Below are 23,891 nucleotides of genomic sequence, written 5' to 3'. Positions count from 1 at the left end.
GTCGCCGGCGGCAACTGGCTAGACGTCCTGAACCTTGTTCAGTCGGATCAGAACCTTTTCGGATGAAAGCTCGCGCTCGGCTGCGTTGCCGACCTTGCGTGCCGTCCGGTTTTCGGAAGATGCCAAATCCTTCGCAAGTTCGAGAGCTGAGCCGTGCAAGGGCAACGAGCGCTTGCCGATCTGGCGAAGGGACCAGTGCACCGCTTTCCAGACAAAATTTCTCTCGTCGGTGGCTGCTGCTCGGATCAGGGGCAGGTAGCCCAGAAATTCGCTGTCGGGTGAAGTCTTTGCGTGAACGGCGCGCCAGGCAATCAACGCAAAGGCAGCACGGCGGACAAATTCCCGTTCGTCGGCGGCCAGTGCGGGAACGAGTTCGTTTGACCCGGCCCGGCGGGCGAGGACGTTTGTGAGCTGATCGCAAAGATCCCAGGAGCCGATGTCGTTCAGCCACTCAAGGGCAAGCTCTGTTGCCAGGTGTTTGGGCGGCGTCAGGAGGATGGCAAGCAGGCGAGCCTCGTGAAAGCCGCTGGCCCAAAGCTCTCGCGCTAGGTCCGGGCAGGGGCCAATCGACCGGGCCAGAGGGCGAAGCACCGAGAGCGGCACACCAAAGGCCTTGTCGGTTGCGATGCCGAACCGCGCCATTCCGGCACGGTTCGTTTCTGTTCCCGCTTCGCGCAGATCGTTCAAGACGCTTTCGAGCGTGAAGGTGTTGTCCGGGGAGCGGGGCATGGGTCGCGCCCGTTTATGACTTGTCGGCGTTTTCCAGACGGGCAATCAGGCTGGAGGTATCCCAGCGCTTGCCGCCCATGGCCTGAACCTCGGCATAGAACTGGTCGACGAGCGCCGTGACAGGCAGACGGGCACCGGTTTCATTGGCAGTCTTCAGGCAGATACCCAGATCCTTGCGCATCCAGTCGACCGCAAAGCCATAGTCGAACTTGCCCTCATTCATGGTCTCCCAACGGTTTTCCATCTGCCAGGACTGGGCAGCGCCGCCCTTGATCGCGGAGATAACCTTGGCAACGTCGAGATCAGCTTTCTTGGCGAAGTGAATGGCTTCGGAAAGGCCCTGTACCAATCCGGCGATGCAGATCTGGTTGACCATCTTGGTCAGTTGCCCTGCGCCGCTTTCGCCCATCAGACCGGCGAACTTGGCGAAACATTCTATGAACGGCTTGGCCTTGTCGAAAGCATCCTGGTCACCACCGCACATCACGGTCAGAGCACCGTTTTCAGCGCCCGCCTGTCCGCCGGAAACCGGAGCGTCGATGAACCCGCAGCCCTTTTCCCCTGCTGCGGCATAGAGCTCGCGGGCAACTTCAGCGGAAGCGGTGGTGTTGTCGATGAAGATTGCGCCTTTCTTCAATCCATGAAAGGCACCGTCCGCACCGGTCGTGACGGAGCGTAGATCATCGTCATTACCGACGCAGGCAAATACGAAATCGCAGCCTTCGGCCGCTTCCTTTGGCGTTTTGGCAAAGTTTCCGCCAAATTCCGAGGCCCATTTCTCGGCCTTTGCGGTGGTCCGGTTGTAGACCGTGACGTCATGGCCGCCCTTGGTTTTCAGGTGTCCCGCCATCGGATATCCCATGACGCCCAGACCGATGAATGCAACCTTTGCCATGACGACGCTCCCTTCGCATGCGAAGGCCCGGTACGAGCCGGGCCTTTTGACTGAATTGGTTCATCATGGTTTTAGGCTATTTGCCGCCTGCTGTCAGCTTAGATCCAGTAAGGACCGCGCTGCCAGAGACGGAAATGGCGTTCCCGCTTGTTCGACTTTGCATCCAGGTGCTGCTGGGTGCGCGGATCGGGACGGGTGTTGCTGGTGAAGCGGGTTGCTTCCAGGAAGCTATGTGCGTAAATACCTAACATGTTCTTACATCCTCTCGCTGCGTTGTGTGAGAATAATGTGACCGGTACTGGCGATTCATGCCAGTCAGGAAGATTTTTGAAATGTAAGGAAAAGTTACATATGGACTGGCGCTCGCTTCCATCCCTCAACAGTCTGAGAACCTTTACTGCCGTTGCCGAGACCTGCAGCCTGTCAGCTGCGGGGCGAGAGTTGAACGTCACGCACGCTGCCGTCAGTCAGCAGGTCAAGGCTCTGGAGCAGTTTCTGGGATTGAAACTGATCGTCCGCGAGGGCAGGGGAATTGCGCTGACGCCCGAAGGCAGGCAACTGTTCGAAGGCGTGAGCGAAGGCTTCGAAATCATCCACGCGACCGTCGATGAATTGACACGGGAAGATCTGGTTCGACCGCTCAATATCACCATGACGCCATCCTTCGCCGTAAGCTGGCTCATGCCGAGAATTAGCGACTTCAGGCACAAGAATCCGGACGTTGAACTGATGCTCAATCCGACGGCTGAAGTGGTGGAACTCAAACCCGGTGGTGTTGATCTTGCCATTCGCTTCGGCAGGGGCAACTGGACGGGCTTTGAGTCGGAACTGTTCATCCCGACGAATTTTGCGATTATCGGGGCGAATTGCCTGATCGGCGACAAGAAGATCGAAAGCCCCGAAGATCTTCTGGAATTTCCGTGGCTTCAGGAATATGGCACCAATGAACTGACCATCTGGCTGGAGCGCCAGGGTGTCGTTCCCAAGGGCAAGCTGAACATCACGCACTTGCCGGGCTACATGGTGCTGGAAGGGTTGCGGCGCGGCGACGGCATTTCGGCCACCGCCAAGACCTTTGTCGAACCGGAGATCGAGGCGGGCAACCTCAGGGTCTTGTTCGAAGACGGCGTTTATCCCGGAACCGGGTACCATCTGGTGACCCGCCCGGGCGTCAAACGTCCGCCGCTCAAGGCCTTCATGAGCTGGCTGCGCAGCATGCGGGCCGAGCAGCTTACCGATTAAAGCCCGTCAGGTCGCAGCGAGAGCCTGTTCCATGTCTGCAATCAGATCGTGGCAATGCTCGATGCCGATGGACAGGCGCAGCAGGTTTTCCGGAATACCGGAGCCTTCGCCTTCGATGGTGTAGCGATGTTCGACAAGGCTTTCGGTGCCTCCAAGGGATGTCGCGCGCTGGAACAGGGCGAGCGCCCCTGTGACCTTCAATGCTTCCGTCTTGTCCCCCTTGACCAGAATGGACATCAGTGAGCCGAAGCCGCCTGTCATCTGGCTCTTTGCAAGCTCGTGGTGAGGGTGGCTTTCGACGCCGGGATAAAGCACGGCTTCCACCTTCGGGTGCTTTTCGAAATGCTCCGCAAAGGCCTGCGCAGTCTGGTTCATCCGCTCAACGCGCAATCCAAGCGTTCTCATGCCCCGCAGCAAGAGCCACGTTTCGAAGGACCCGAGAACGGCGCCTGCCAGTTTGCGTTCCTCGGTGAGAAAGGCCCAGGCCTCGCTGCCGGCATCATTGGTTGTCACTACACCACCCAGCAGATCGGAATGGCCGTTAAGGGCCTTGGTTGCCGAATGCATCACGAGATCGGCGCCAAGCGACAAGGGCTTGAGAATAAGCGGGGTCGCCGCTGTTGCATCGACTGCAAGCAGGGCGTCAACCTCTTTACACTGGCTGGCAATGCTCTTGATGTCGGCGACTTTCAGGAACGGGTTGCTGGGCACTTCCAGCCAGACTAGGTCCGGGCGTGTCACGGCCATTTCGTCTTGAAAGGCCTGAAGATCACTGGCATCGGATTCCACCAGCGCGATCTTGTTCCGTGCGCACAGTTTGCGCAGGAACAGGGTGGTGCCCCAATAGATGCCGGACTGTACAAGGAGCGTACCGCCCGGCTTGACGATGCGGGCGACGGCGGCAACAGCAGCCATGCCGGAGGCGAACAGGCGGCTATCCTCGCCGCCTTCAAGCGCGGCAATCAGTTTTTCGGTCTTCTTGTAAAGGGCATTGTCGTCACGGCTGTAGATATGACCCGGATTGACCAGCTCATAGGTTTCGTCCCGCACGAAAGTTGTCGCCGTCTGGAGCGGCGGCACGACGGCACCCGTTGCCGCATCAAAACCGCCGCCGCCATGGGCAAGCAGGCTGTCAAAGTGAAGGCCATGGGCGATAGAGGGTGTTTTCGGCATGGGAGGGCTCCGTGATTGGGTGCCTTTCCGGGTTATCGCGCTCTGGTAGAATAATCAAATGAAAACAAGTGGTTTGAAACTGCAGATGCAGGTCTGAAACGCCGCGTTAAGCCGGGAGGTTGCCGCCTCGCAAACGGGCCGAGCTCAAAACGCTCGGTCCGTGTGCGATGAGTATGTCGTTCAAGCTCAGCGGATCAGGTGCCGCGTCAGACGCGCTTCGATCTTGTCCCAAAGTCGGCGCAGCATCTCCACCAGAAAGAGGTAGATAACCGCTGCCCAGATATAGGCCTGGAAATCATATGATCTCGAGTAAGCCCGTCTCGTTTCTCCAAAGAGGTCAAACACCGTCACGATAGCCGCAATGGCAGAGCCCTTCAGCATGAGGATGATCTCATTGCCATAAGGACGAAGGGCAACAATCAGGGCCTGAGGCAGGATGATCTTGTAGAAGGTAATCTTCTTGCTGAGGCCCAGGGCGGCGGCCCCCTCCCATTGACCTTTCGACACATTTTGAATGGCGCCGCGCAGGATCTCGGCCTGGTATGCAGAGGTGTTCAATGAAAATGCGAAGATCACGCAGAACCAGGCTTCCCTGAACATGCCCCATAGGCCAATTGCTTCCAGCTGCGGCTGGAAGGTTCCCGCGCCATAGTAGACAAGGAAGGTCTGCGCCAGAAGCGGTGTGCCGCGGAAGAAGTAGACGAAGCAATACGCGGGCTTTGATATGAACCACCATTTCGAAGCTCTGGCGGCCGCGATAGGGATGCTCAACAGGGCGCCAATCAGCAGGGACAGGCCGACGATTTGAAGGGTGACAAAAAAACCGCTGAGATACTCTGGCCAATATTTCAGTACGAACGGGCTGGCGATGTTTATCGCCAGATAGTAGAGCAGCCAGGCGCCCGAAACGATCCAGAGGGCCATCAGGACATGGCCGAGTATTCTTGTCTTGGTCCAGCGGCGAGCGGGTGCTGGCGGGCGGCTCATGCCGGTGGTCGGGTTTGCGGAGATCATCGCGTCGCTTCTCCCCGTTTGCTCCAGCGCTCAATGCGCACCAGCCCGGTAGACGAAATCATCGCCAGCACAAGGTAGATCAGGCAGGCGACACCAAAGAACATGAAGGGTTCCTTGGTTATGCGCGCCGCGATCCCGGACTGTCGCATCACGTCCGACAAACCAACCACGGAAACAAGGGACGTGTCCTTGAGCAGAACGAGCCAGCTATTTCCCAGTGCTGGCAGAGCAAGGCGGATCAACTGCGGTAGAACCACCAGGCGAAGCGTTTTGCCCCTGGAAAGACCTAGCGCATATCCACCTTCGTATTGTCCTTCCGGGATGCCGCGAAAGGCGGAGAGAAAGGCCTCGGAGGCGTAGGACGAAAAGACAAAGGAGAGGGCGATGACACCGGCCACGAAGGAATTGACTTCGAAATAAAAGTCGAAGCCGGCCATCTTCAGCAAGGCCTGCACCGCGATCTGAAGGCCGAAATAGACCAGGAACAATGTCAGCAGTTCCGGCAAGCCGCGGAAAAGGGTCGTGTAGAGGTTGGCCGCCAATCGCAGGCTGGGTTCCGATGACTTTTTTGCAAGTGCAATCAGAAATCCCAGAAACAATCCGAACGGCAAGGTTACGATCGCCAGGCAAACGGTCACGACCACGCCCCAGGCAATCTCGTCTCCCCAGCCCTCGGGTCCGAAGGAGAGTAGCGTCAAAGCTTTGTCCATAAGCCGGCGCTTCTTTCTGTTTGTTGTTGTTATTCCGGCCGCCCCTACGGCCTTACTGCGGGATTTTTCCCTGCAGGCGGTGCGGCACGCTCAGCGCCGCACCGATTTTCCGTCAACAGAAGGCTAATCAGCCGCCGTAAACGTCGAACGTGAAGTACTTGTCGTTGATTTCCTTGTACTTGCCGTTCGCCAGGATGCCTTCGATGGCCTTGTTGAACATTTCCTTCAACTCGCCATCATCCTTGCGGATTGCGATGCCGGCGCCTTCGCCGTTGATCACCGGGTCCGGCGTCAGGGTGCCAAGCAGCTTGCAGCAAGCGCCGTCTTCGGTGGCCAGCCAATCGGACAGGACCACAACGTCGTCGATCACTGCGTCAATGCGGCCGCTGGCAACATCGAGCTTGTACTCATCCGGCGTCGGATAAAGTTTCAGGTCCGCGGACGGCAGTTTTTCTTCCGCATAGTTGGAATGGGTGGTGGAGGACTGTGCACCAAGCGTTACACCCTTGAGGTCTTCGTCCGACGTACCGGTCAGAGTGGAATCCTTCGGCACGGCAATTGCCGGCGGAGTGTTGTAATATTTGTTGGTGAAGTCGACCTTTTGCTTACGCTCGTCGGTGATCGACATGGAGGCGATGACGGCGTCGAATTTGCCTGCCTGCAGAGCCGGGATCATGCCGTCCCAATCCTGAGTGACGAATTCGCATTCGACTTTCATTTCTTCGCAGAGTGCCTTGGCAATATCGACGTCGAAGCCAACCAGCTGGCCATCTGCAGTCAGGGAGTTGAATGGAGGATAAGCGCCCTCGGTGCCGATACGCACCTTCGTCCAGTCTTTCGCCTCGGCGCCACTCACGGCCGCCAATACTGCTACTGCTGCAGCAGCCATACGCAAAACACGCATATTTTGTTCCCCTAAAATTATCTTCGCGGCGCAAGCGGGTTCTTCCCACCTTCTTGCCCGAACGCACTATTCCATACACTTCGGGCCAAATTTCAAGCAGACAGGCGAAAAAAACAGAGCGCGATTTGGCCGTATTCTCAGTTTTTTCGGCGTATCGTTGGGGAAGAGGCGGGCCGTTGTGGAAACTTGGCGGGTGCGCCAGGCCGTCGTCGCGGCTTCAGAAGGCGCGCAACGGGTTCGAATGCCTGGCACAGGGTACGCATCAGGCTTTCGAGTCGGCTGTCGCGTCGGCGGCTTCAGCTTCCTGAGAGGCGTCATGGACCTCGAGAACGGACTGCAGGGTTATGACAGGACGGGACAGCACATCACCCGCCTTTGCACCTCGATAAGGTGTTGGCGATACAATCGGCTGCTTGGTCAATTCGGCAATCTTCTCTTCGTGGATAGCCCGGTTTCTGGGGGACAGATTGTCCAGGCTGAGTTCGGTCAATCCGTGTTCTTCCAGGTACTCGTGCCGAATTCTTTGCTCTTCGGGAAGTTCCCTCCAGTCCTGATATTGTTCGGCCAGAAAAGTCCGGAACTGCAGGAAGCGGTTTTCTGTCTCGCTCGGTTGCTTTTGTTGCGTTCGGGTGGTTTGCGGTAACGCGGCGGGGACGGGCGGAAGGGCAGACGACATCGGGTCCTCATTCTGGTAGCGGCTATCTCCATAAATACAAGCAATAAGTGTGCCGGAAAGGGACATTCCAAACCCTGATGAATTTCATGAACTTATTGAATTTGAAGCCTGAAGCCGATGCTCTTAGGAAAAGTTTACCCGGCGGCGCATGGAGATTTCTGCCGGGTATCGGAAAAGGGCGTTGATATGTCGGATTATGAACTCTTCATTGGAAACAAGAACTATTCTTCCTGGTCGTTAAGGCCGTGGATTGCTCTCAAGCACAAGGACATTCCGTTTCGGGAAACACTGGTTCCTTTTGATTTTGAAAATGGCAATCCGGAATTCGCATCATTCTCGCCGACAGGAAAAGTTCCCGTGCTCAAGGATGGCAATCTGACGGTCTGGGACAGTCTTGCGATCCTGGAGTATCTGGCCGACAGCTTTCCGGACAAGGGCCTGTGGCCGCAGAACAAGGCAGAGCGCGCCTGGGCCCGCTCTATCTCTGCGGAGATGCATTCCGGTTTTTCGGGTCTTCGCGGCGAATGCTCGATGAACATGCAGCGCCCTGCGGCGCCGAAGACTGTCAGTGAAGCTGTGAAAAACGATGTCGCGCGGATCGTGACCATCTGGAAAGAATGTCTGGAAGCGTCTGGCGGTCCGTTCCTGTTCGGCGACTTCACGATTGCCGACGCCATGTATGCGCCTGTCGTCAGCAGGTTCGAAACTTACCAGCTTTCCAGCGATCCTGTGGTCCGCAAATACAGTGAGGCTATGACGGCAACACCGGCCTGGAAGGCTTGGGAAGAGGACGCGCTCAAGGAAACCTGGGTAGTCGATACCGAGTGAGGCATGACGGCCCGGCAAACACAGCCGGGCCGTTTGCTATCGCACCACCGCGCTTCCGGTCTCGGCAGTGTCTTCAGGCCGCTGTCCTCCGAGGCCTTTCGGCGCGCGGAGATCAGTGTGCAGGAAAGCACCTTCCTCTTCGAAGAAGCTGAACAGGCTGTCGACAAAACGGCGGACCTTCAGCGGAATGAACCGGTTGGAAGGATAGACCGCATGCACAGGGTGGGGTGGATATTGCCATTGTGGCAGCACGACCTCCAACTCACCTGTGCGCAGGAGAGGCTCGATAAGCCACCGGTTGGCAATCGCGATGCCGAGACCAGCAAGCGCTGCCCGGCGCAGGGTGGAGGAGTTGTTGATCTGCATCGTCGGTGTGATCGTGATCGAGAGCTGTTCGCCAACCGGACTGATGAAAGGAACACGGTTGCCGGTCATGATGTTCTTGTAGAGAAGATAGTCGTGGTCCGGCAGTTCCTTGGGATGCGTGGGGCGGCCACGCCTGTCGAGATAGTCCGGCGATGCGACCAGGCACCGCTGCGCCAGCCCGAGCCGTCGAACGATAAGGCGGTCGTCTTCGATGTCACCCATGCGGATCGCCACATCGAGGCGTTGTTGAATCACATCCACAAACTGGTCTGACAGCGACACATCCAGCAAGATGCCAGGGTGATCGAGCTTGAAGCGGATCAGGAAGTCCGAAAGCACCGTTTCGGTAAACCCGAGCGGTAGCCCCACGGCCAGCGGGCCGGACATTTGCGCTTCCTCGCTCTGCACCGACCGGTCGGCCTCGGCGAGACGTTCCAGAATATCCCGCGCATAGGCGTAGTAGCGTTCGCCAGCCTCGGTCAGGCTGAGTTGTCGCGTTGTCCGGTTGAGCAGTCTGATGCCGAGGTCGTCTTCAAGTGCGCGGACTTGCTGGCTGACAGCGGGTTGGGAAATGCCAAGGTATTTCGCGGCCGCTGAAAAACTGCCGAGATTGACGGCCTGCACGAAGCCGGAAAGAGAGGAAAGCTTGTCCAAATCGGCCTCGTGTCTTTTGAGAGAAAACCTGAGCACTCTCATACATAAGCACGGATTATGAGTAATATAAGATATTAGGCGCTTCAAAATTGAAGCGAATGAAACACCTTTAAGGCTGCCGAACCGATCCCAAAGGTTCGAGCGTGATCGTTTTCCATCAGGTCGAGCCGGGAGGCCCCATATGACCAGTTCTCAGATTTCAGTTTCCAGACGAACGCTGCTCGGTGCGGCAGCCGGGGCAGGGGCGCTTGCTGCTGCCGGCGGAGTTTCATTCGTTTCTTCACCCGCACAAGCCGCCGCTGCCAAGGCGGGCAAACCCATGGCCGGTGCGCTTCGCTACAAGGTTGGCGACCTCGAAATCACCGCCTTGCTCGATGGGTACCTTGATGTGACGCCGGAACTGGTTATCGGCTATGAAGCCGAAGAAGGCCAGCGCCTCAGGGACACCGCAATGATCGAAGGCGAGGCGCTTCGCATTCCCGTCAACGCCTACCTCGTCAACGCCGGTGACCGGTTGATTCTTGTAGATTCCGGCACTTCGGATGCTCTCGGTCCGACAATGGGGCGCTTGCCTGATGCCCTGGCTGCAGCAGGTGTAACGCCTGATCAGGTCGACGCAATCCTGATTACCCATATGCATCCGGATCACCTTTTTGGTGTTGTCGATGGTGACGGCAACAAGGTGTTCAAGAATGCGGAATTGATCTTGCCGGAAGTCGATAACGCCTTCTGGTTCGATGATGCCGCCATGAACAGCGCTCCCGAACAATTCAAACCGTTCTTCGTGGGTGCGCGCAGGGCTGCCGACGCCTACAAGGGTAGTCAAACACTGATTTCCGGTGACAAGGAAGTCCTGCCCGGCATCCGCCCGATGCCTCTGCCGGGCCATACCCCGGGGCACACCGGCTACCTGTTTGACAGCAACGGTGAAACCCTCGTGATCGCGGCTGACATCGTTCATATGGCCGCCTATCAGTTCAGCCGGCCGGACTGGGGCATCGGGTTTGACATCGATCCGGCGCAGGCCGTCTCGACGCGCAAGAAGTTCCTGGATCAAGCCTCGGCCGACAAGCTGTTCTTTGCAGGCGCTCACATTCCCTTTCCGGGCATGGGCCGCGTTGCCAAGGACGGTGAGGGGTATCGCTTTGTGGCTGCCAGCTGGCCTTACGCCTACTGAGGAAATTGGCCTTGCTGACCCGGAGAAAGCGCCGGGTCAGCGCAATCCGAAGCCGGAGAAGGGCAGGAACGAGACCATGTCTCCCTTCCGGATCGAGGTGACGTCTTCGGGGATCTCGACAAGACCGTCCGCTTCGCGCAGGCCCGTGATCAGACCGGATCCGTCGCGCTGGAATTTATGCGCGGCCATTGACCCGTCGGGGCGCGGCTGCAGGAAGGCGCGGTAGAATTCGCGTCGGTCCGGCTTTTTCTTGGGAACGTCAAACGCCGCCGGAACCTCAAAGGCCTGAGGTTCCAGAAACGCACCTCCGCCAAGGAGGCTGAAGACCGGCCGCGCGTATAGCAGAAAACAGACCATTGCAGCGACCGGGTTGCCGGGCAATCCGAGGACGACGCACGATCCGATATTCCCAAACATCATCGGCCGGCCCGGTTTGATCGCAAGCTGCCACATGTGGCGGGTGCCGATCTTGTCCAGAACCGCGAGCATGTGATCTTCCTCACCGCGGCTTGCTCCGCCTGTGGTCAGGATCACGTCATGGCTGGCTGCAGCTTTCGCCAGAGTTTCTTCAAGCGTGTCTGCATCGTCTTTCAAAATGCCTAGGTCATCAATCTCCACGGGCAGCGTCGCGCACAGGCCACGCAGGAGAAAGTGATTGGAATCATAAACATCGCCAAGGGTGATGAGATCGCCAGGCCGGCGCAGCTCGTCGCCTGTTGACACAAGGGCAACCCTCAATTTCCGGTAAACGGAGACGTCAGCCAGTCCGGTGGAAGCAATGGCCGCGACATCTTGCGGGCGCAGCCGTTGGCCCGGGCTCAGAAGCGTTGTTCCCTCTGCCACATCCTCACCCGCCTTGCGGCAGTTCGCGCCCGTCTTCAGCCCCTGCGGCACGATCACGAAGTCCTGGCCGTCCTGCTGGTGGGGTTCGCAATCTTCCTGCATGGCGACGGTGTCAGCCCCTGGTGGCATCACCGCACCAGTGAAAATCCGGGCCGCCGCCCATGGGCCGAGGTCGGCATTGCTGGCATGGCCGGCTGCGATCCTCTGTTCCAGGCGGAAAAAACCGCCGGCTTCCTCGAAATCGGAATTGCGGAAGGCATAGCCGTCGACGGCTGAATTGTCTGCCAGCGGTATGTTGCGGGGTGCTGTCACCGCAGTGGCCAGGATGCGCTCGCCAGCATCTTCCAGGCGTACGGTTTCGGTCTTGGCTATGCTCTGCAGCCGTTCTTTCAGGATGGACAGTGCCTCGTCGTGACGCAAACGGTCCTTGTCGTGCAGGAAACAGTCGTCCAGGAGTGGTTTGCCGGTCATGCTGACGACCTCTTCAGACCGAGATGGGTTTCGATGAAATCCGCCATGGCGCCTATGTCGTCCAGATGAAACACCGGCAAGACCTCATCCGGCAAAGCGTGATCCGTCGCGATGGCCAGAATGTTTGGGTCGGAGACAGTCAGCGGCCCCCGCTCACTCGCTTCGGTTCTGCGCGCCTCGATTTTCGGATGGGGTTCCTTCTTGTATCCTTCGATCAGGATCAGGTCGCAAGGCGCAAGGCGCTCCAGAACGTCTTCCAGCGGCGGTTCGTCTTCCTGTTTCAGTTCATGCATCAACGCCCAACGGCGCCCGGAGACAAGCGCAACCTCCACCGCGCCGGCCTCACGGTGCCGGAAACTGTCCGTGCCGGGCTTGTCGACGTCGAAACCATGATGGGCGTGCTTGACGGTGGAGACCTTGAGCCCACGAGCTGTGAACTCGGCCACAAGACTGGCTACAAGTTGGGTCTTGCCGGAGTTCTTCCAGCCGGTAATGCCGAATACGGGTGTGGTGGTCATCTGGGGGGGGAACTCAGCGCGTCCCTGACGGTCGCCAGATCGTCAGGTTTGTTTGCATTGAAGAAGGGGTCCAATCCGCTGACAGGGTCCGCGTCGAAGGCGACTTCGACGCTGTCGTAACAGTCGACAAAGGCAAGCACCTTGCCGGTCTTGCCGGAGCGCAGCCAGTCTTCAAGATCCGCCTTCAGGCTGACAGGCCAAAGTCCGAAGACCGGATGCAGCTTGTCCGCAGAAGAGGCCAGCGCGATCACCGGTCTGTCGCCTGGAACGGCAGCGCAGAAGCGGGCGACAAGGCTGGTCGGAAAAAAGGGGGTGTCCCCGGCGACGGAAATAACGTGAGTGACGTCTGGCCTTTTGGTTTGTGCGTAAGTCATTCCGGCCAGAACGCCGGCAAGAGGTCCGGCAAAGTCGCCGACTGGGTCGGCGGCAACGGGCAGATTGAAGCGCGCAAACCGGTCCGGATCGCCATTGGCGTTCAGGATGATGTCGTTCAGTTGAGGTTTCAGCCTGGCAAGGATCAGATCCAGCATGGACTTGCCGCCCAGATCCATCAGGCTCTTGTCGCCGCCACCCATCCTGCGGGACTGTCCACCGGCGAGGATACAGCCGAGCACTTTGTTGCTTTCCAGCGGCTTTGCGTGTCTCGTCATGCTGCCGGCATGCTCCCTTTTCTGCGGGCGGTCTCAGGCTCGTCTTCAACATCGCCTGCCGACATGTCGAACACGATCCTATCGTGACCGGACAGAGCCACGAACCGCTTGCCGCGGGCACGCCCGATCAGGGTCAGGCCGGCCTGGCGCGCAAGCTCTACACCCCAGGCGGTAAAGCCCGAACGTGAGACGAGGATCGGAATGCCCATCATGACGGTCTTGATGACCATCTCGGAGGTCAGTCGGCCAGTGGTGTAAAAGATTTTATCGTGCGCGGGGATATCGTTCAGGACCATCCAGCCCGCGATCTTGTCGACTGCATTGTGGCGGCCGACGTCTTCCATGTAGACCAGCGGTCGGTCTTTCTGACACAGAACACAGCCGTGGATCGCCCCGGCCTCAAGATAGAGGGAAGGCGTTGTGTTGATGGATTTCGTGAGCGCATAGAGCCAGGAGGTGTTGAGGCGGGCGTCCTTGGCCAGTTGAACGGTCTCGAACCCGTCCATGACATCGCCGAAGACCGTGCCCTGGGCGCAGCCGGATGTGCGCACCTTCTTTTTCAGCTTTTCCTCGAAGTTGGTCTCACGCTCGGTGCGAACCACGACGACGTCCAGATCATCGTCATGGTCGATGCCGGTGATGACGTCGTCATCGGCAAGCATGTTCTGGTTCTTGAGATAACCGACGGCCAGAAGATCCGGATGATCGCCAATGGTCATCATCGTGACCACTTCCTGAGAATTCAGATAAAGCGTCAGCGGTTTTTCCGTGACAACTCGCGTTTCAACCGGCTGTCCGTCCTGATCGATACCGGTAACGGATGTTGAAAGGCGCGGATCTTCCGGGTCGGGTTGCAACACATATGAGCCTGACACAGGCGAACGACTCCACTTGCTTCGATTGTCCCAACACTATGGGACGCGATTGCCGGGGGGCAAGGTGTTACTTTGCCGTTTTGGTTCGCGAAAGTGTCATGAAAGGCGCCACCTGCACGCAGCGCCCGAAGTGCCCTAGAGGCACCGGATTATCAGACGCCTGAGGTTGGGCCATGAGGGCAATGATCGTGTCGTTCCTGTCAGCTGGAACTTTGGAGGCTTCGCTGATGAAGAAGGCAAAGCCGTCAATGGCGGCAAGCAAGCCGGCTGAAGGCTGGAGCGCCAGCCTGACAAGTGGCGCCTCCAACGGAGCAGGGGCGCGACGTATCAAGACTGTAGGCAAAAGGACCATGGCTCTGCGGCCACGGGCAGTATTTTACGGAACCGGTGATGAGCCGAAGCACTTTGCTGGGCCGGAGCGCCTCAGATCATCAGCATCTCGTTGGTCAGGCGGCCTTCCTGAAGCTCCTGCGCGAAGTGGCCGAACGCCCTGTAGGCTTCTTCCCGCGTTACATCAGCCGGATGGTCAAGCAAGGGGCGCAGCACATCGTGCTCGGAAGCGGCAAGGCCATCGGTCAGATCCCGGAAAAACATCAGCGAATTCGGGAACAACCGGAAATCAGCCGGTTCGTGAATGATGCCCTCAATGGCTTCCAGACGCGGATCGTTCATCACACAATAGACGGTATCAAGCACCGGACCTGTCCGGCCTTCCAGAACCTGAATAATGTGCTGATCGACCAGCAGAAGCGCTCCGGTTACACCGGCCTTTCGGTTGATCCGGCGAATGCGCAGCAACGTTTTGTCGATTTCGTCCGGCAGGGCCAGGTGCATCTTGCCCCAGTTGATCTTGCTTCGGTAGCAGGCGCGGTAAAGTTCCATGGCGTTTCCATCCTTTTGCCGATGAAACCAGCCTGCGCCTCAATTCCTCACATTTGCTTAAAATTTGAATCAAATAGGAAGAAGATCACACGGTGTTACCGGTGGGTTGCAAAGTCCTCCGCAAATGTGTGCTTTGCTGCCTGGTGAACAGAACAAGAAAACTGTGCAAAACAACGTGAGCACTTCTTTGTGTGGAAAAGGAGGTTAGCCCCGTTCTTCAAGCTTGAAATCGAGGCTGGCTTTTACCGCGGGCCACTCATGGGGAAGAATCGAATAGACCACCGTATCGCGAAGCGCCCCATAGGGTGAGCGCTGGTGAGACCGCAATACGCCGTCCAGTTTGGCGCCTAGCCGTTCAATGGCAGCGCGACTTTGGCGGTGCATGAAGTGGATTCGAAATTCAACCGCGATGCAGTCCAGCTCCTCAAACGCGTGCGCCAACAGCATGCGCTTGCATTCCGTGTTGAGGCGGGGGCGCTGGACGGCCTTGCCGGTAGAGGTCAGCACGGCAAAAGGAGGCATTGATCCAGCTTCCTGAAGCGACAACCGTCGGTAAGTTTCAGCTGGAACAGCCTCCGGCTTCGGCACGCGGGTGTGCCAAATCTTCCACAGCTCCCCCTCGGCGGCTCATCAGAACGGGCGCTCTTCACCACTCCATTTGAAGAATTTGCCGGTATCGGCGACGGTGAGGGAAGCTGCGATCTTCAGAACTCCCCGCGCAACATCCGCCGGGTCATTGTCGGCCTGCTGACCACCCATATCTGTACGCACCCAGCCCGGATCGATCAGAGCGACGGGAATGCCTTCTGGTTCCAGATCGGTCGCAAGTCCCTGCATCACCTTGTTCACCGCTGCTTTGGAAGCACGGTAGGCGAGTGTGTCGGATTTCCGGTATCCCATCCAGGCCATCTGGCTGGAGATAGTCAGGATCCGGCCAGCCCCTGACTTGCGCAGATGCGGCAGGAAGGCTTGCGAGACTGCCAAAGGCGCAAGGGTGTTGACGGCCAGCGTTTCGGCAAAGCCCTCAAAATCCATGTCCAGAGCGCTTTGACGTTCCGGAGTGATGATGCCTGCATTGTTGATCAGCAGGTCCAGCGGGCTGTCGAGGCCGCTGGCAACAGAACGAACACCGGCATGATCGGTCACATCGAAAACAAGCGGATGAAAACTTTTGCCCAGCCGTTCGGCCGTCGCGTTCGCAGCTTGCTGCGTCCGGACTGAACCATAAACGGTCCAGCCGTTCTCAAGGGCTGCGCGGGCAAGCTCGAAACCGATCCCGCGATTGGCCGCGGTGATGAGGCAGGTTGGCATGACGGGGTCCTGAGGCTTGAAATACTAGGAAGAGAGTTTGCGCAAGGCGGTTCCAAATTACCCAGGCAGTGACCCGGTTCAATGAAAACATTGTCCCCATCGCGGCTGGGTAACAATCTCGGCGTCCAATGGCACTCGGCTTCACCTTCGGTTTGGCAAAGACCCAGGGCGACAAACCATTCAGCACTGCGCGGCCATCAACTGTTGAATGGTTGGGCTTGTGTCGGAAAATGACCCCTTCTATGACTCCCCATCAGAGAGCGAAACGCGCCATGCTTCATTTTGGCAGCTTGCCTGAGTGAGGCGGCGGCCTAGATTTTGCACCGGAAAATCGGCTACGGGCAGTGGCCGGTGAACGAAACAGGACCGAAGAATGACCGACACCATAAAAAGCGCAGTCATGGAACGATTAAGGCAAATCAAGGGACCGGACCTTGAGGGCGATATTGTTTCATTGGGCCTTGTTTCGGACGTGTTCGTGTCCGATGGCCGTGTTGTCTTCTCCATCACCGTTCCCGCAGAGCGCGCGCAGGAATTAGAGCCTCTGCGTCAGGCTGCCGAAAAGGTGGTCAAGGAAGTTGAAGGGGTGGAAACGGTGATGGTCGCGCTGACAGCCGAACGGGCAGCAGGCAGCACCCGCAACACAGCGCCTCCACCAGCTGCGAAACCCGCTCCGCAGCAGCCTCGGCGCGCGGCTGAGGAACAGGCGCCAGCAAAACCCGGCGTTCCCGGCATCAAGCACATTGTTGCTGTCGCCTCCGGTAAAGGCGGCGTTGGCAAGTCCACGACAACGGCGAACCTTGCTCTTGCAATGGCTGCTCTTGGCAAAAGGGTAGGGGTTCTGGACGCTGATATCTACGGCCCGTCCGTACCGCGGCTTTTCAACGTCTCCGGCCGTCCCGAAGCCTTGTCGGGCAGGATGCTCAAGCCAATGGAAGGTTATGGCATCAAGGTGATGTCCATGGGTTTCATGGTGGAAGAGGAAACCCCCATGATCTGGCGCGGGCCAATGGTCATTTCCGCGCTCACCCAGATGCTTCGCGAAGTCGCCTGGGGGGAACTGGACGTTCTGGTGGTCGACATGCCACCGGGCACCGGCGACGCTCAACTGACCATGGCTCAACAGGTGCCTTTGGCCGGCGCGGTGATTGTGTCGACACCGCAGGATCTTGCCCTGATCGATGCCCGCAAGGGGCTCAACATGTTCAAACGTGTCGACGTTCCCGTGCTGGGGATCATCGAGAACATGAGCTTTTTCCTGTGTCCCGACTGCGGCGGCCGCCACGATATATTCGGCCATGGCGGCGCTCGGGCGGAAGCCGATCGGCTGGACGTGCCATTCCTGGGCGAAGTCCCCTTGACCATGAAGATCCGCGAAACCTCGGATGCCGGTACACCTGTTGTTGTTTCCGATCCGGAAGGTGAGGTTGCCGGTATCTACAAGGACATTGCTGGCAAGGTGCTCGCCAGCATCGATCGCGAAAGTGCCGAGCCTGCCCGCGCCGCCCCGAAAATCGTCTTCGACTGAACCGGGAACTTCCCATTCGCCTGCCGAGGAAGACCCGCAGCAGGCCGATAAAACGAAAACAGGCACGGCTTACGCCGAGCCTGTTTTTTTATACCCGTGTCAACGTCGGCAACCACTGCTGAAGATGGTGCGCCAACGCATGAAAAGTTGCCACTTGCGGACACGAACTTTCGCACCCGATACGGATTCGCGGGGGATACAATGCATGAAACAATTGCTTGAAATCGCTGAATTTTTGCGTCGCCTCGAGGCTATCGACTGTATCAATTGAAGTTTTCACGCCCGGATCACGGAACCAATATACATATTCAAAGTTGAATATTTAGCCCGCAAGGCATGACGATAAAAAGGTTCCTTCCCGGGCATGGTTACAAGCAAATCCCACACTTCCAGCGCCGGTGCGAAACCTTCGCTTGCGGTGCTTATGGCGATTTCATCTGTCAGCCCGCTTGCCATGCAGATCTACCTGCCATCCCTGGCAGGAATGATGCTGGTCTTTTCCGCGACCGCGGGCGAGATTCAGTTATCCATGTCCGCTTTCTTCATTGCGGTTGCCGTATTCCAGCTCTTCTGGGGGCCCCTGTCGGACCAGTTCGGCCGACGGCCGGTCATCATACTCGGCTCGGTGCTTTTCGTTATTGGCACCGTTTTTTGTCTGTTCGCACAAAGTATCGAAGCGCTGATCGCCGCTCGCGTGATTCAGGCTGCAGGCGGCTGCACGGGACTGGTGCTTGGCCGGGCAATCCTCCGCGACCTATATAGTCCCAAGCAAGCGGCCAGCATGATCGGCTATGTCACCATGGGCATGGCGGTGATGCCGACCGTCGGACCGGCAATCGGCGGCTTGCTGGATCATTATTACGGATGGCAGGGAGGCTTCATGCTGCTCCTGGTGTTCGGGGTTGCCACTCTTTGTGCGAGCGTTTTCCTCCTGCCGGAAACCCATATGAACCGCAATCCGGTTGGAGGGCGCCAGATCTTTAAAGCCTATGCAACGTTGTGCCGTGAACCGCTCTACTGGTGCTACACGCTCACCGCTGCTTTCAGTGCGCTCGCCTATTTCGCATACCTTGGGGGCGCACCTTTCATTGCTGCCGATCTTCTGTCCCTGAGCGCCGGCGAAATGGGCTTCTATTTCATGTTCGTTGCACTCGGCTATATCGCCGGCAACTTCATATCCGGCAGGTATTCCGAACGGGTCGGCCTGTTTCCAATGATCCTGTCGGGAACGCTCATCGCGATTGTCTGTGTGGCCGTCATTGCAGGGTTTACCTATTTTGGCGCTCTAAGCGCCCCCAGTCTGTTCCTGCCCATGTTCCTGCTCGGGCTTGGCAATGGCGTTTGCCTGCCAAGCGCCTTGTCTGGCGCGGCAAGCGTTCGGCCGGAACTGACCGGAGCGGCCTCTGGCATGACGGCGTCTTTTCAGGTTTCCATGGGAGCCCTGGCAGGATCAGTCGTTGCCTGGCTGTATGCCAACGGCATACTGGCCGGATCGCCCTGGGGAATGATCCTGGTGATGGGTGTGGGGATCGCCTGCAGCCTGATTGCTGCCCTGAGCATTCGTTACTACACCACGCGCTCCAATCTGGTCGCAGCAGAGTAGCGCCGCTGATCCAACGATCAGCAGCTGCGTCGGCTGGTTGCTTTGAAAAAAGCTCCGGCGGCTTTACCCGCCGGTGACGCTCATATGCCGGGAAACGGCAGGCTGGTTGCGGTTCCGGTCGATCACGAAATCATGACCCTTGGGCTTGCGGCCAATGGCTTCGTCTATCGCCGCATTCAAGAGGTCGTTGCCTTCCGAGGCACGCAGCGGCGCGCGCAGGTCCGACATGTCCTCCTGACCAAGACACATGTAAAGCTGGCCTGTACAGGTGACGCGTACTCGGTTGCAGCTCTCGCAGAAGTTATGTGTCATCGGCGTGATGAAACCAAGACGCCCACCGGTTTCCTCAATCGTCACATACCGCGCAGGACCCCCGGTCTTGTACGGAATGTCTGTCAGCGTGAATTCGTCAGCGAGCCGTGCCCGCACCGTTGACAGCGGCAGATATTGGTCGGTGCGATCACCGTCGATCTCGCCCAGAGGCATCGTCTCGATCAGGGTTAGGTCATGGCCGTGCTCATGACACCACTTCAACATGGTCACGATCTCGTGCTCGTTGACATCCTTGAGCGCAACCATGTTGATCTTGATCTGCAGACCTGCGGCAGTCGCCGCGCGGATCCCGTCCATCACTTTGCCAAGATCGCCCCAACGTGTAACGGCCTTGAATTTCTGCGGATCGAGCGTATCGATCGACACATTTATCCGGCGTACACCGCAATCGTAGAGCTCCTGCGCATAGCGGGAGAGCTGTGAGCCGTTGGTGGTCAAGGTCAGTTCTTCAAGAGCGCCGCTGTCCAGATGCCGACCAAGGCTGCGGATCAAGCCCATGATATTCTTGCGCACCAGGGGCTCTCCGCCGGTAAGGCGTAGCTTCCGGACACCTTTTTCAATGAAGGCCGTGCACAGGCGGTCGAGCTCCTCCAGGCTCAGCACTTCTCGTTTCGGCAGAAAAGTCATGTCTTCCGCCATGCAGTAGACACAGCGAAAGTCGCAACGATCGGTTACGGAGACACGAAGATAGGTGACGGCACGACCGAAGGGATCGATCATCGGACCTTGCGCGTCCACCTGTCCGATTGCCGCTTGTGCCGGGACCACAATCTTGCCGTCTGTCACGTTTCGCTCTCCCTAGATTTTTCTTATCCAGATCATATGGCGTCGATGCGGACAAGATCAATTGAAACCGGACTGCAGATATCCAGTTTACGGTGTCAGGTAAACTTGTCGGTGTACAGTTGTCAATTCACGAGCAGAAACGTCGCATTGCGACTTCTGCCTCAAAACGCGAAGTGCCGGAGCTGCTGCGGCGGATGAATGGATGCGCACCGACTGACGAACGCTGCCGATCCTGTATCTTGAAAACATAGGAACCAACAAAACCCTTACATCGTTGATCCGTTGGCGCTTTGCGGCGTATCTGACCAGTGGAAAGCGGTAGGAGCAGCATGACAACACTCGTTTGGTTTCGGCAGGATTTGCGCATCAAGGACAATCCAGCTTTGTATGAAGCGGCGCGCAACGGGCAGGTTCTTCCGGTTTTTATTCTGGAGCCTGCGGAGCAGACCGGCGAAACACACCCGTTAGGCGGTGCCAGCCGTTGGTGGCTTCATCACAGTCTGAAAGCCTTGAAAGAGGATCTGCCAGGACTGGTCTTGCTCAAGGGCAGTGCAAGACATCTGATTCCCGAGGTTGCGAAGGAAGCTGGCGTTGAGGCTGTCTTCTGGAACAGATGCTACGAGCCGCAAGCGATCGAGCGAGACACCGATCTGAAATCGTCGCTGAAAGACGACGGATACGAGGTCAAGAGTTTCAAGGCCTCACTCTTGAACGAACCTTGGGAAATCGAGACGCAGTCCGGTGGCCCCTACAAGGTCTATTCGCCCTTCTGGAAAGCTGCGCGGCAGATCGAGATTGATGATGACTTGCCGGCTCCGGAGAAACTGGAAATTGCCGATTATGACGGCGGTGAGGGCCTGGAGAGCTTTGGCCTTCTACCGAAGAAGCCGAATTGGGCAAAGGGCTGGGAAGACCTTTGGACACCGGGCGAAGCAGGTGCTTCGGAACGGCTCGCCAGTTTTTTACAGGAAGGCTTGAAGGGCTACGGCAAACTTCGTAACCGCCCGGACCTGCCCAATGTCTCTCGCCTGTCTCCACATCTCCATTTCGGGGAAATCTCGCCACGCCAGATCTGGCATGAAACCCAGGAGGTCATGGACAAGAAGCCGTCGCTCGGTGACGACGGCATGAAATTCCTGTCCGAGATCGCCTGGCGGGAATTTTCTCATAATCTGCTGTACCACTTCCCGAAGCTGCCATCCGAAAACTGGCGCTCCACCTTTGATGAATATCCCTGGAAGGAGCCGGATGGAGAGCTGGAGAAATGGCAGCAAGGTCAAACAGGCTATCCGATTGTTGACGCAGGCATGCGCGAACTTTGGCAAACGGGTTACATGCACAACCGCGTGCGCATGATCGCAGCAAGCTTTCTGATCAAGCATCTGCGTTTGCACTGGCGTCATGGTGAGGCCTGGTTCCGGGACACCCTGGTGGACGCGGACCTGGCGAACAATTCCGCTGGCTGGCAATGGGTCGCGGGGTCGGGTGCGGATGCGGCTCCCTATTTCCGCGTGTTCAATCCGATCACCCAAGGCGAAAAGTTTGATCCAGACGGTGAGTATATCCGCAAGTGGGTGCCTGAATTGCGTGACTTGGAAACGCAATATCTCTTTGCGCCGTTCGATGCGCCTGCTGAAGCCTTGAAAAAAGCCGGGATCGATCTTGGCAAGACCTATCCGAAGCCCCTGGTTGACCATGCCAAGGCCCGCGAGGCCGCGCTGGAGGGCTACGAAGCCGTGAAGAAGGCGGCGCAAGACGACGCTTGACGATATCGGTTCTGCCGGTATCGTCCGCGCGCAATTCCCGGTGCTGTTGGCCGGGTGGAATCAGAGGATCCGGATATGACCGACCCGACCGCGCCATGGCCGACGGAGCTGCGCGTATCGAAAGACAGAAAAAGCCTGACCGTTGCCTTCAACACGGGTGAACGGCACGAACTGTCTGCCGAATATCTGCGGGTGTGCTCGCCTTCGGCGGAAGTGAAGGGGCACAATCCATCCCAGAAACAAACGGTTCCCGGCAAGCGCAATGTCGAGATCATGAAGATTGAGCCTGTCGGCAATTACGCTGTCCGTATTCATTTCGATGACATGCATAACTCCGGGATTTTCACCTGGACGTATTTCATCGACCTGGGCAGGGACCCTGAAGCCCATTGGGGTGTCTATCTGAAGGAACTGGCAGACAAGGGCCTGAGCCGCGATCGTTGATGGGAGGTATCGCGCGCTGGCTGGTGTCTGAGCGAATCTGCTAGAAAGAAGGCGGCTCGACCCACGCCATCCCCCTCCAACTGGAGCAGCAGCCGAACTGCAGGGTCAATTCATGTTGGCAACCAGGTAATCGTGCGTTCGCATATGGAGGGACTGCGGCTGATGCACGCGATCTGGAGGTCGCAATATGAAACTCTCCGCACCCGTTTTCCGTTTGAAGCGTGAAGCCCGGGCTCTCGCCCGTAGCAAGACCATCGCGTTGAACCGGGCACTGGACGCAATTGCTGTTCGCGAAGGCTTCAGAAGCTGGAGCCATCTCGTATCAGCAACTCGTAACCAGGGCCCTTCGATCAGACTTCTGTCAGCGTTTGAGCCAGGCGATATGGTGATCCTCGGAGCACGGCCCGGTCACGGCAAGACGGTTCTGGGGCTCGAATTGCTTGCTGAAGCGGCAAAGAGCGGACGATCTTCCGTCTTCTTTTCATCCGAATGTTCTTATCGGGATGTCCGCACGAAGCTTTCCGACTGCGGATACGCCGATCCTGGAAAAATTGAAAAGTTGAGCATTGTGCTCTCAGACAGCATTTGTGCCGGAACAATTCAAGAAACGCTGGCAGATCCGGCGCCGGGCACGATAGCCGTAATCGACTACCTTCAGGTCATGGATCAGCACCGCTCGCAACCGCCGCTCGGTGATCAGATCGAAGACATGAGACAGTTTGCAAAAAAGCGGCGTGCGACGCTTGTCTTCCTCTCGCAGGTTCATCGAAGCTTTGATCCCCAGAGCAAATCGCTGCCGGGGTTCGCCGACATCAGGACAACAAATCCAGTCGATCTTGCGCATTTCGACAAGGGGTGTTTCCTGCACGACGGCAGGATGATCCTGTCTGCGCATTGAGCAAGGACTCCTGACAGGAAGATTGTTGACCGGTGTCCGGCAGAGGGCCGGGCACCGGTTGCCAGAGTGTCTTAAAAGATTCAGAGGTGGCAGTAATTGCAAGACCTTAGGCTGATCAAAGCCCGAGTTCGCTGAGCCCGGGATGATCTGCCGGGCGCGGTCCCAGAGGCCAATGCATCTTCCGCTCATTTTCGAATATGGCGAGATCGTTGATGCTTGCAAAGCGGCGATGCATCAGGCCATTCGGTGCAAATTCCCAATTTTCGTTGCCATAGGAACGGTACCATTGTCCTGTCGCATCGTGCCATTCATAGGCAAAGCGGACAGCAATCCGGTTGCCAGCAAAGGTCCAGAGTTCCTTGATCAAACGGTACTCGTGTTCCCGCTGCCACTTGTTAGTCAGAAACTCCACCACTTGCTGGCGACCGACTGGAAAATCTGACCGGTTCCGCCAGATTGTATCCGGCGTGTAGGCAAGCGAGACCTTTTCCGGGTTTCTGCTGTTCCAGCCATCTTCGGCGGCGCGCACCTTCTGGCGGGACGTTTCCAGCGTAAATGGAGGCAGGGGCGGGCGCTGTTCTGTCATCGGGTAAGCTCCAGGGCATAGATTTGAGG

General features: G+C 57.8%; 25 protein-coding genes and 1 pseudogene. 8 read left to right on the top strand and 18 right to left on the bottom strand.

Going from position 1 to position 23,891, the window contains the following annotated elements; translation table 11 throughout:
* Positions 1-18: 18 nt before the first annotated feature.
* The 3 genes from FMN63_RS27180 to FMN63_RS29455 form a co-directional block, all read right to left on the bottom strand.
* Positions 19-729 carry a DNA alkylation repair protein gene (locus FMN63_RS27180; protein WP_148587180.1) on the bottom strand — a complete coding sequence of 237 codons (711 nt, stop codon included), beginning with the start codon at positions 727-729 and terminating at the stop codon, positions 19-21.
* A gap of 13 nt (positions 730-742) precedes the next feature.
* The gene (locus tag FMN63_RS27175) at positions 743-1,624 is read right to left on the bottom strand and encodes an NAD(P)-dependent oxidoreductase (RefSeq protein WP_148587179.1); all 882 of its coding nucleotides are present in this window, start codon (positions 1,622-1,624) and stop codon (positions 743-745) included.
* A 98-nt stretch (positions 1,625-1,722) separates the two neighbouring features.
* Positions 1,723-1,875 carry a hypothetical protein gene (locus FMN63_RS29455; protein WP_153297112.1) on the bottom strand — a complete coding sequence of 51 codons (153 nt, stop codon included), beginning with the start codon at positions 1,873-1,875 and terminating at the stop codon, positions 1,723-1,725.
* A 100-nt stretch (positions 1,876-1,975) separates the two neighbouring features.
* On the opposite strand from FMN63_RS29455, the gene FMN63_RS27170 reads away from it, so the two are divergent.
* A complete protein-coding gene (locus FMN63_RS27170) occupies positions 1,976-2,866 on the top strand; it encodes a LysR substrate-binding domain-containing protein (RefSeq protein ID WP_148587178.1) in 891 nt (296 codons plus the stop codon).
* Positions 2,867-2,872: 6 nt separating this feature from the next.
* Here the strand turns inward: FMN63_RS27170 and FMN63_RS27165 are convergent, their stop codons facing one another.
* From FMN63_RS27165 to FMN63_RS27145, 5 genes are all read right to left on the bottom strand, one after another.
* Positions 2,873-4,039, bottom strand: coding sequence for a trans-sulfuration enzyme family protein (locus FMN63_RS27165; RefSeq protein ID WP_148587177.1), 1,167 nt, complete (start codon positions 4,037-4,039; stop codon positions 2,873-2,875).
* Between the two features lie 186 nt (positions 4,040-4,225).
* Entirely contained in the window at positions 4,226-5,053 is an 828-nt protein-coding gene (locus tag FMN63_RS27160) for an ABC transporter permease (protein WP_148587176.1), read from the bottom strand.
* Positions 5,050-5,763 carry an ABC transporter permease gene (locus tag FMN63_RS27155; protein WP_148587175.1) on the bottom strand — a complete coding sequence of 238 codons (714 nt, stop codon included), beginning with the start codon at positions 5,761-5,763 and terminating at the stop codon, positions 5,050-5,052. Before FMN63_RS27155 ends, FMN63_RS27160 begins: the two co-directional genes overlap by 4 nt.
* A 127-nt stretch (positions 5,764-5,890) precedes the next feature.
* A complete protein-coding gene (locus tag FMN63_RS27150) occupies positions 5,891-6,667 on the bottom strand; it encodes an ABC transporter substrate-binding protein (protein WP_148587174.1) in 777 nt (258 codons plus the stop codon).
* 262 nt (positions 6,668-6,929) lie between these two features.
* A complete protein-coding gene (locus FMN63_RS27145) occupies positions 6,930-7,409 on the bottom strand; it encodes a hypothetical protein (RefSeq protein ID WP_148587173.1) in 480 nt (159 codons plus the stop codon).
* A 120-nt stretch (positions 7,410-7,529) separates the two neighbouring features.
* Between FMN63_RS27145 and FMN63_RS27140 the strand changes: the two genes are divergently transcribed.
* Positions 7,530-8,171 (top strand): glutathione S-transferase family protein, encoded by a 642-nt coding sequence (locus FMN63_RS27140; protein WP_148587172.1) that lies wholly within the window; start codon positions 7,530-7,532, stop codon positions 8,169-8,171.
* 36 nt (positions 8,172-8,207) lie between these two features.
* Here the strand turns inward: FMN63_RS27140 and FMN63_RS27135 are convergent, their stop codons facing one another.
* Positions 8,208-9,191, bottom strand: coding sequence for a LysR family transcriptional regulator (locus tag FMN63_RS27135; protein ID WP_148587171.1), 984 nt, complete (start codon positions 9,189-9,191; stop codon positions 8,208-8,210).
* A 181-nt stretch (positions 9,192-9,372) separates the two neighbouring features.
* Between FMN63_RS27135 and FMN63_RS27130 the strand changes: the two genes are divergently transcribed.
* On the top strand, positions 9,373-10,368 hold the full coding sequence (locus FMN63_RS27130; RefSeq protein ID WP_148587170.1) for an MBL fold metallo-hydrolase: 996 nt from the start codon (positions 9,373-9,375) through the stop codon (positions 10,366-10,368).
* Between the two features lie 36 nt (positions 10,369-10,404).
* On the opposite strand, the gene FMN63_RS27125 is transcribed toward FMN63_RS27130, so the two are convergent.
* The 7 genes and pseudogenes from FMN63_RS27125 to FMN63_RS27095 all read right to left on the bottom strand — a co-directional run bounded on the left by FMN63_RS27125 (position 10,405) and on the right by FMN63_RS27095 (position 15,918).
* Entirely contained in the window at positions 10,405-11,682 is a 1,278-nt protein-coding gene (locus tag FMN63_RS27125; RefSeq protein ID WP_148587169.1) for a molybdopterin molybdotransferase MoeA, read from the bottom strand.
* Positions 11,679-12,200: a molybdopterin-guanine dinucleotide biosynthesis protein B gene (mobB, locus tag FMN63_RS27120; RefSeq protein WP_148587168.1), complete on the bottom strand. Its 522-nt coding sequence runs from the start codon at positions 12,198-12,200 to the stop codon at positions 11,679-11,681. Before mobB ends, FMN63_RS27125 begins: the two co-directional genes overlap by 4 nt.
* A complete protein-coding gene (mobA, locus tag FMN63_RS27115) occupies positions 12,197-12,850 on the bottom strand; it encodes a molybdenum cofactor guanylyltransferase MobA (RefSeq protein ID WP_148587167.1) in 654 nt (217 codons plus the stop codon). The genes mobB and mobA overlap by 4 nt, the downstream gene beginning before the upstream one ends.
* Complete coding sequence (fdhD, locus tag FMN63_RS27110; protein ID WP_148587166.1) at positions 12,847-13,725, bottom strand: formate dehydrogenase accessory sulfurtransferase FdhD; 879 nt, start codon at positions 13,723-13,725, stop codon at positions 12,847-12,849. Before fdhD ends, mobA begins: the two co-directional genes overlap by 4 nt.
* A 423-nt stretch (positions 13,726-14,148) precedes the next feature.
* Complete coding sequence (locus FMN63_RS27105) at positions 14,149-14,607, bottom strand: BLUF domain-containing protein (protein ID WP_148587165.1); 459 nt, start codon at positions 14,605-14,607, stop codon at positions 14,149-14,151.
* Between the two features lie 204 nt (positions 14,608-14,811).
* A pseudogene (locus tag FMN63_RS27100) lies at positions 14,812-15,231 on the bottom strand (GNAT family N-acetyltransferase); the annotation flags it as partial.
* 6 nt (positions 15,232-15,237) lie between these two features.
* On the bottom strand, positions 15,238-15,918 hold the full coding sequence (locus tag FMN63_RS27095) for an SDR family oxidoreductase (RefSeq protein ID WP_148587164.1): 681 nt from the start codon (positions 15,916-15,918) through the stop codon (positions 15,238-15,240).
* Positions 15,919-16,291: 373 nt separating this feature from the next.
* On the opposite strand from FMN63_RS27095, the gene FMN63_RS27090 reads away from it, so the two are divergent.
* Together FMN63_RS27090 and FMN63_RS27085 are read left to right on the top strand one after the other, a co-directional pair.
* Positions 16,292-17,446 carry an Mrp/NBP35 family ATP-binding protein gene (locus FMN63_RS27090; protein WP_148587163.1) on the top strand — a complete coding sequence of 385 codons (1,155 nt, stop codon included), beginning with the start codon at positions 16,292-16,294 and terminating at the stop codon, positions 17,444-17,446.
* A 364-nt stretch (positions 17,447-17,810) separates the two neighbouring features.
* Entirely contained in the window at positions 17,811-19,049 is a 1,239-nt protein-coding gene (locus FMN63_RS27085; protein ID WP_209001337.1) for a multidrug effflux MFS transporter, read from the top strand.
* 63 nt (positions 19,050-19,112) lie between these two features.
* On the opposite strand, the gene moaA is transcribed toward FMN63_RS27085, so the two are convergent.
* Positions 19,113-20,102, bottom strand: coding sequence for a GTP 3',8-cyclase MoaA (gene moaA, locus FMN63_RS27080; RefSeq protein ID WP_209001411.1), 990 nt, complete (start codon positions 20,100-20,102; stop codon positions 19,113-19,115).
* Between the two features lie 395 nt (positions 20,103-20,497).
* Here moaA and FMN63_RS27075 point away from each other — a divergent pair, with 395 nt between their 5' ends.
* From FMN63_RS27075 to FMN63_RS27065, 3 genes are all read left to right on the top strand, one after another.
* On the top strand, positions 20,498-21,934 hold the full coding sequence (locus FMN63_RS27075) for a cryptochrome/photolyase family protein (RefSeq protein WP_148587161.1): 1,437 nt from the start codon (positions 20,498-20,500) through the stop codon (positions 21,932-21,934).
* Positions 21,935-22,009: 75 nt separating this feature from the next.
* Positions 22,010-22,378, top strand: coding sequence for a gamma-butyrobetaine hydroxylase family protein (locus FMN63_RS27070; RefSeq protein WP_148587160.1), 369 nt, complete (start codon positions 22,010-22,012; stop codon positions 22,376-22,378).
* Positions 22,379-22,565: 187 nt separating this feature from the next.
* On the top strand, positions 22,566-23,276 hold the full coding sequence (locus tag FMN63_RS27065; protein WP_148587159.1) for a DNA helicase: 711 nt from the start codon (positions 22,566-22,568) through the stop codon (positions 23,274-23,276).
* Between the two features lie 115 nt (positions 23,277-23,391).
* Here FMN63_RS27065 and FMN63_RS27060 read toward each other — a convergent pair whose 3' ends face one another.
* Positions 23,392-23,862 carry a nuclear transport factor 2 family protein gene (locus tag FMN63_RS27060; protein ID WP_148587158.1) on the bottom strand — a complete coding sequence of 157 codons (471 nt, stop codon included), beginning with the start codon at positions 23,860-23,862 and terminating at the stop codon, positions 23,392-23,394.
* Positions 23,863-23,891 lie beyond the last annotated feature (29 nt).

This window comes from Stappia sp. BW2 (assembly GCF_008107695.1).
GTDB lineage: Bacteria > Pseudomonadota > Alphaproteobacteria > Rhizobiales > Stappiaceae > Roseibium.
The sequence above is the reverse complement of the archived record's forward strand: the minus strand, read 5'-3'. Positions and strand labels throughout refer to the sequence as shown.

What these genes read in the sequence shown, in the direction of transcription:
- FMN63_RS27180 (WP_148587180.1), bottom strand. Translation starts at nt 729, where the DNA reads ATGCCCCGCTCCCCGGACAACACCTTCACGCTCGAAAGCGTCTTGAAC.
- FMN63_RS27175 (WP_148587179.1), bottom strand. Translation starts at nt 1,624, where the DNA reads ATGGCAAAGGTTGCATTCATCGGTCTGGGCGTCATGGGATATCCGATG.
- FMN63_RS29455 (WP_153297112.1), bottom strand. Translation starts at nt 1,875, where the DNA reads ATGTTAGGTATTTACGCACATAGCTTCCTGGAAGCAACCCGCTTCACC.
- FMN63_RS27170 (WP_148587178.1), top strand. Translation starts at nt 1,976, where the DNA reads ATGGACTGGCGCTCGCTTCCATCCCTCAACAGTCTGAGAACCTTTACT.
- FMN63_RS27165 (WP_148587177.1), bottom strand. Translation starts at nt 4,039, where the DNA reads ATGCCGAAAACACCCTCTATCGCCCATGGCCTTCACTTTGACAGCCTG.
- FMN63_RS27160 (WP_148587176.1), bottom strand. Translation starts at nt 5,053, where the DNA reads ATGATCTCCGCAAACCCGACCACCGGCATGAGCCGCCCGCCAGCACCC.
- FMN63_RS27155 (WP_148587175.1), bottom strand. Translation starts at nt 5,763, where the DNA reads ATGGACAAAGCTTTGACGCTACTCTCCTTCGGACCCGAGGGCTGGGGA.
- FMN63_RS27150 (WP_148587174.1), bottom strand. Translation starts at nt 6,667, where the DNA reads ATGCGTGTTTTGCGTATGGCTGCTGCAGCAGTAGCAGTATTGGCGGCC.
- FMN63_RS27145 (WP_148587173.1), bottom strand. Translation starts at nt 7,409, where the DNA reads ATGTCCCTTTCCGGCACACTTATTGCTTGTATTTATGGAGATAGCCGC.
- FMN63_RS27140 (WP_148587172.1), top strand. Translation starts at nt 7,530, where the DNA reads ATGTCGGATTATGAACTCTTCATTGGAAACAAGAACTATTCTTCCTGG.
- FMN63_RS27130 (WP_148587170.1), top strand. Translation starts at nt 9,373, where the DNA reads ATGACCAGTTCTCAGATTTCAGTTTCCAGACGAACGCTGCTCGGTGCG.
- FMN63_RS27125 (WP_148587169.1), bottom strand. Translation starts at nt 11,682, where the DNA reads ATGACCGGCAAACCACTCCTGGACGACTGTTTCCTGCACGACAAGGAC.
- mobB (WP_148587168.1), bottom strand. Translation starts at nt 12,200, where the DNA reads ATGACCACCACACCCGTATTCGGCATTACCGGCTGGAAGAACTCCGGC.
- mobA (WP_148587167.1), bottom strand. Translation starts at nt 12,850, where the DNA reads ATGACGAGACACGCAAAGCCGCTGGAAAGCAACAAAGTGCTCGGCTGT.
- FMN63_RS27105 (WP_148587165.1), bottom strand. Translation starts at nt 14,607, where the DNA reads ATGGAACTTTACCGCGCCTGCTACCGAAGCAAGATCAACTGGGGCAAG.
- FMN63_RS27095 (WP_148587164.1), bottom strand. Translation starts at nt 15,918, where the DNA reads ATGCCAACCTGCCTCATCACCGCGGCCAATCGCGGGATCGGTTTCGAG.
- FMN63_RS27090 (WP_148587163.1), top strand. Translation starts at nt 16,292, where the DNA reads ATGACCGACACCATAAAAAGCGCAGTCATGGAACGATTAAGGCAAATC.
- FMN63_RS27085 (WP_209001337.1), top strand. Translation starts at nt 17,811, where the DNA reads ATGGTTACAAGCAAATCCCACACTTCCAGCGCCGGTGCGAAACCTTCG.
- moaA (WP_209001411.1), bottom strand. Translation starts at nt 20,102, where the DNA reads ATGATCGATCCCTTCGGTCGTGCCGTCACCTATCTTCGTGTCTCCGTA.
- FMN63_RS27075 (WP_148587161.1), top strand. Translation starts at nt 20,498, where the DNA reads ATGACAACACTCGTTTGGTTTCGGCAGGATTTGCGCATCAAGGACAAT.
- FMN63_RS27070 (WP_148587160.1), top strand. Translation starts at nt 22,010, where the DNA reads ATGACCGACCCGACCGCGCCATGGCCGACGGAGCTGCGCGTATCGAAA.
- FMN63_RS27065 (WP_148587159.1), top strand. Translation starts at nt 22,566, where the DNA reads ATGAAACTCTCCGCACCCGTTTTCCGTTTGAAGCGTGAAGCCCGGGCT.
- FMN63_RS27060 (WP_148587158.1), bottom strand. Translation starts at nt 23,862, where the DNA reads ATGACAGAACAGCGCCCGCCCCTGCCTCCATTTACGCTGGAAACGTCC.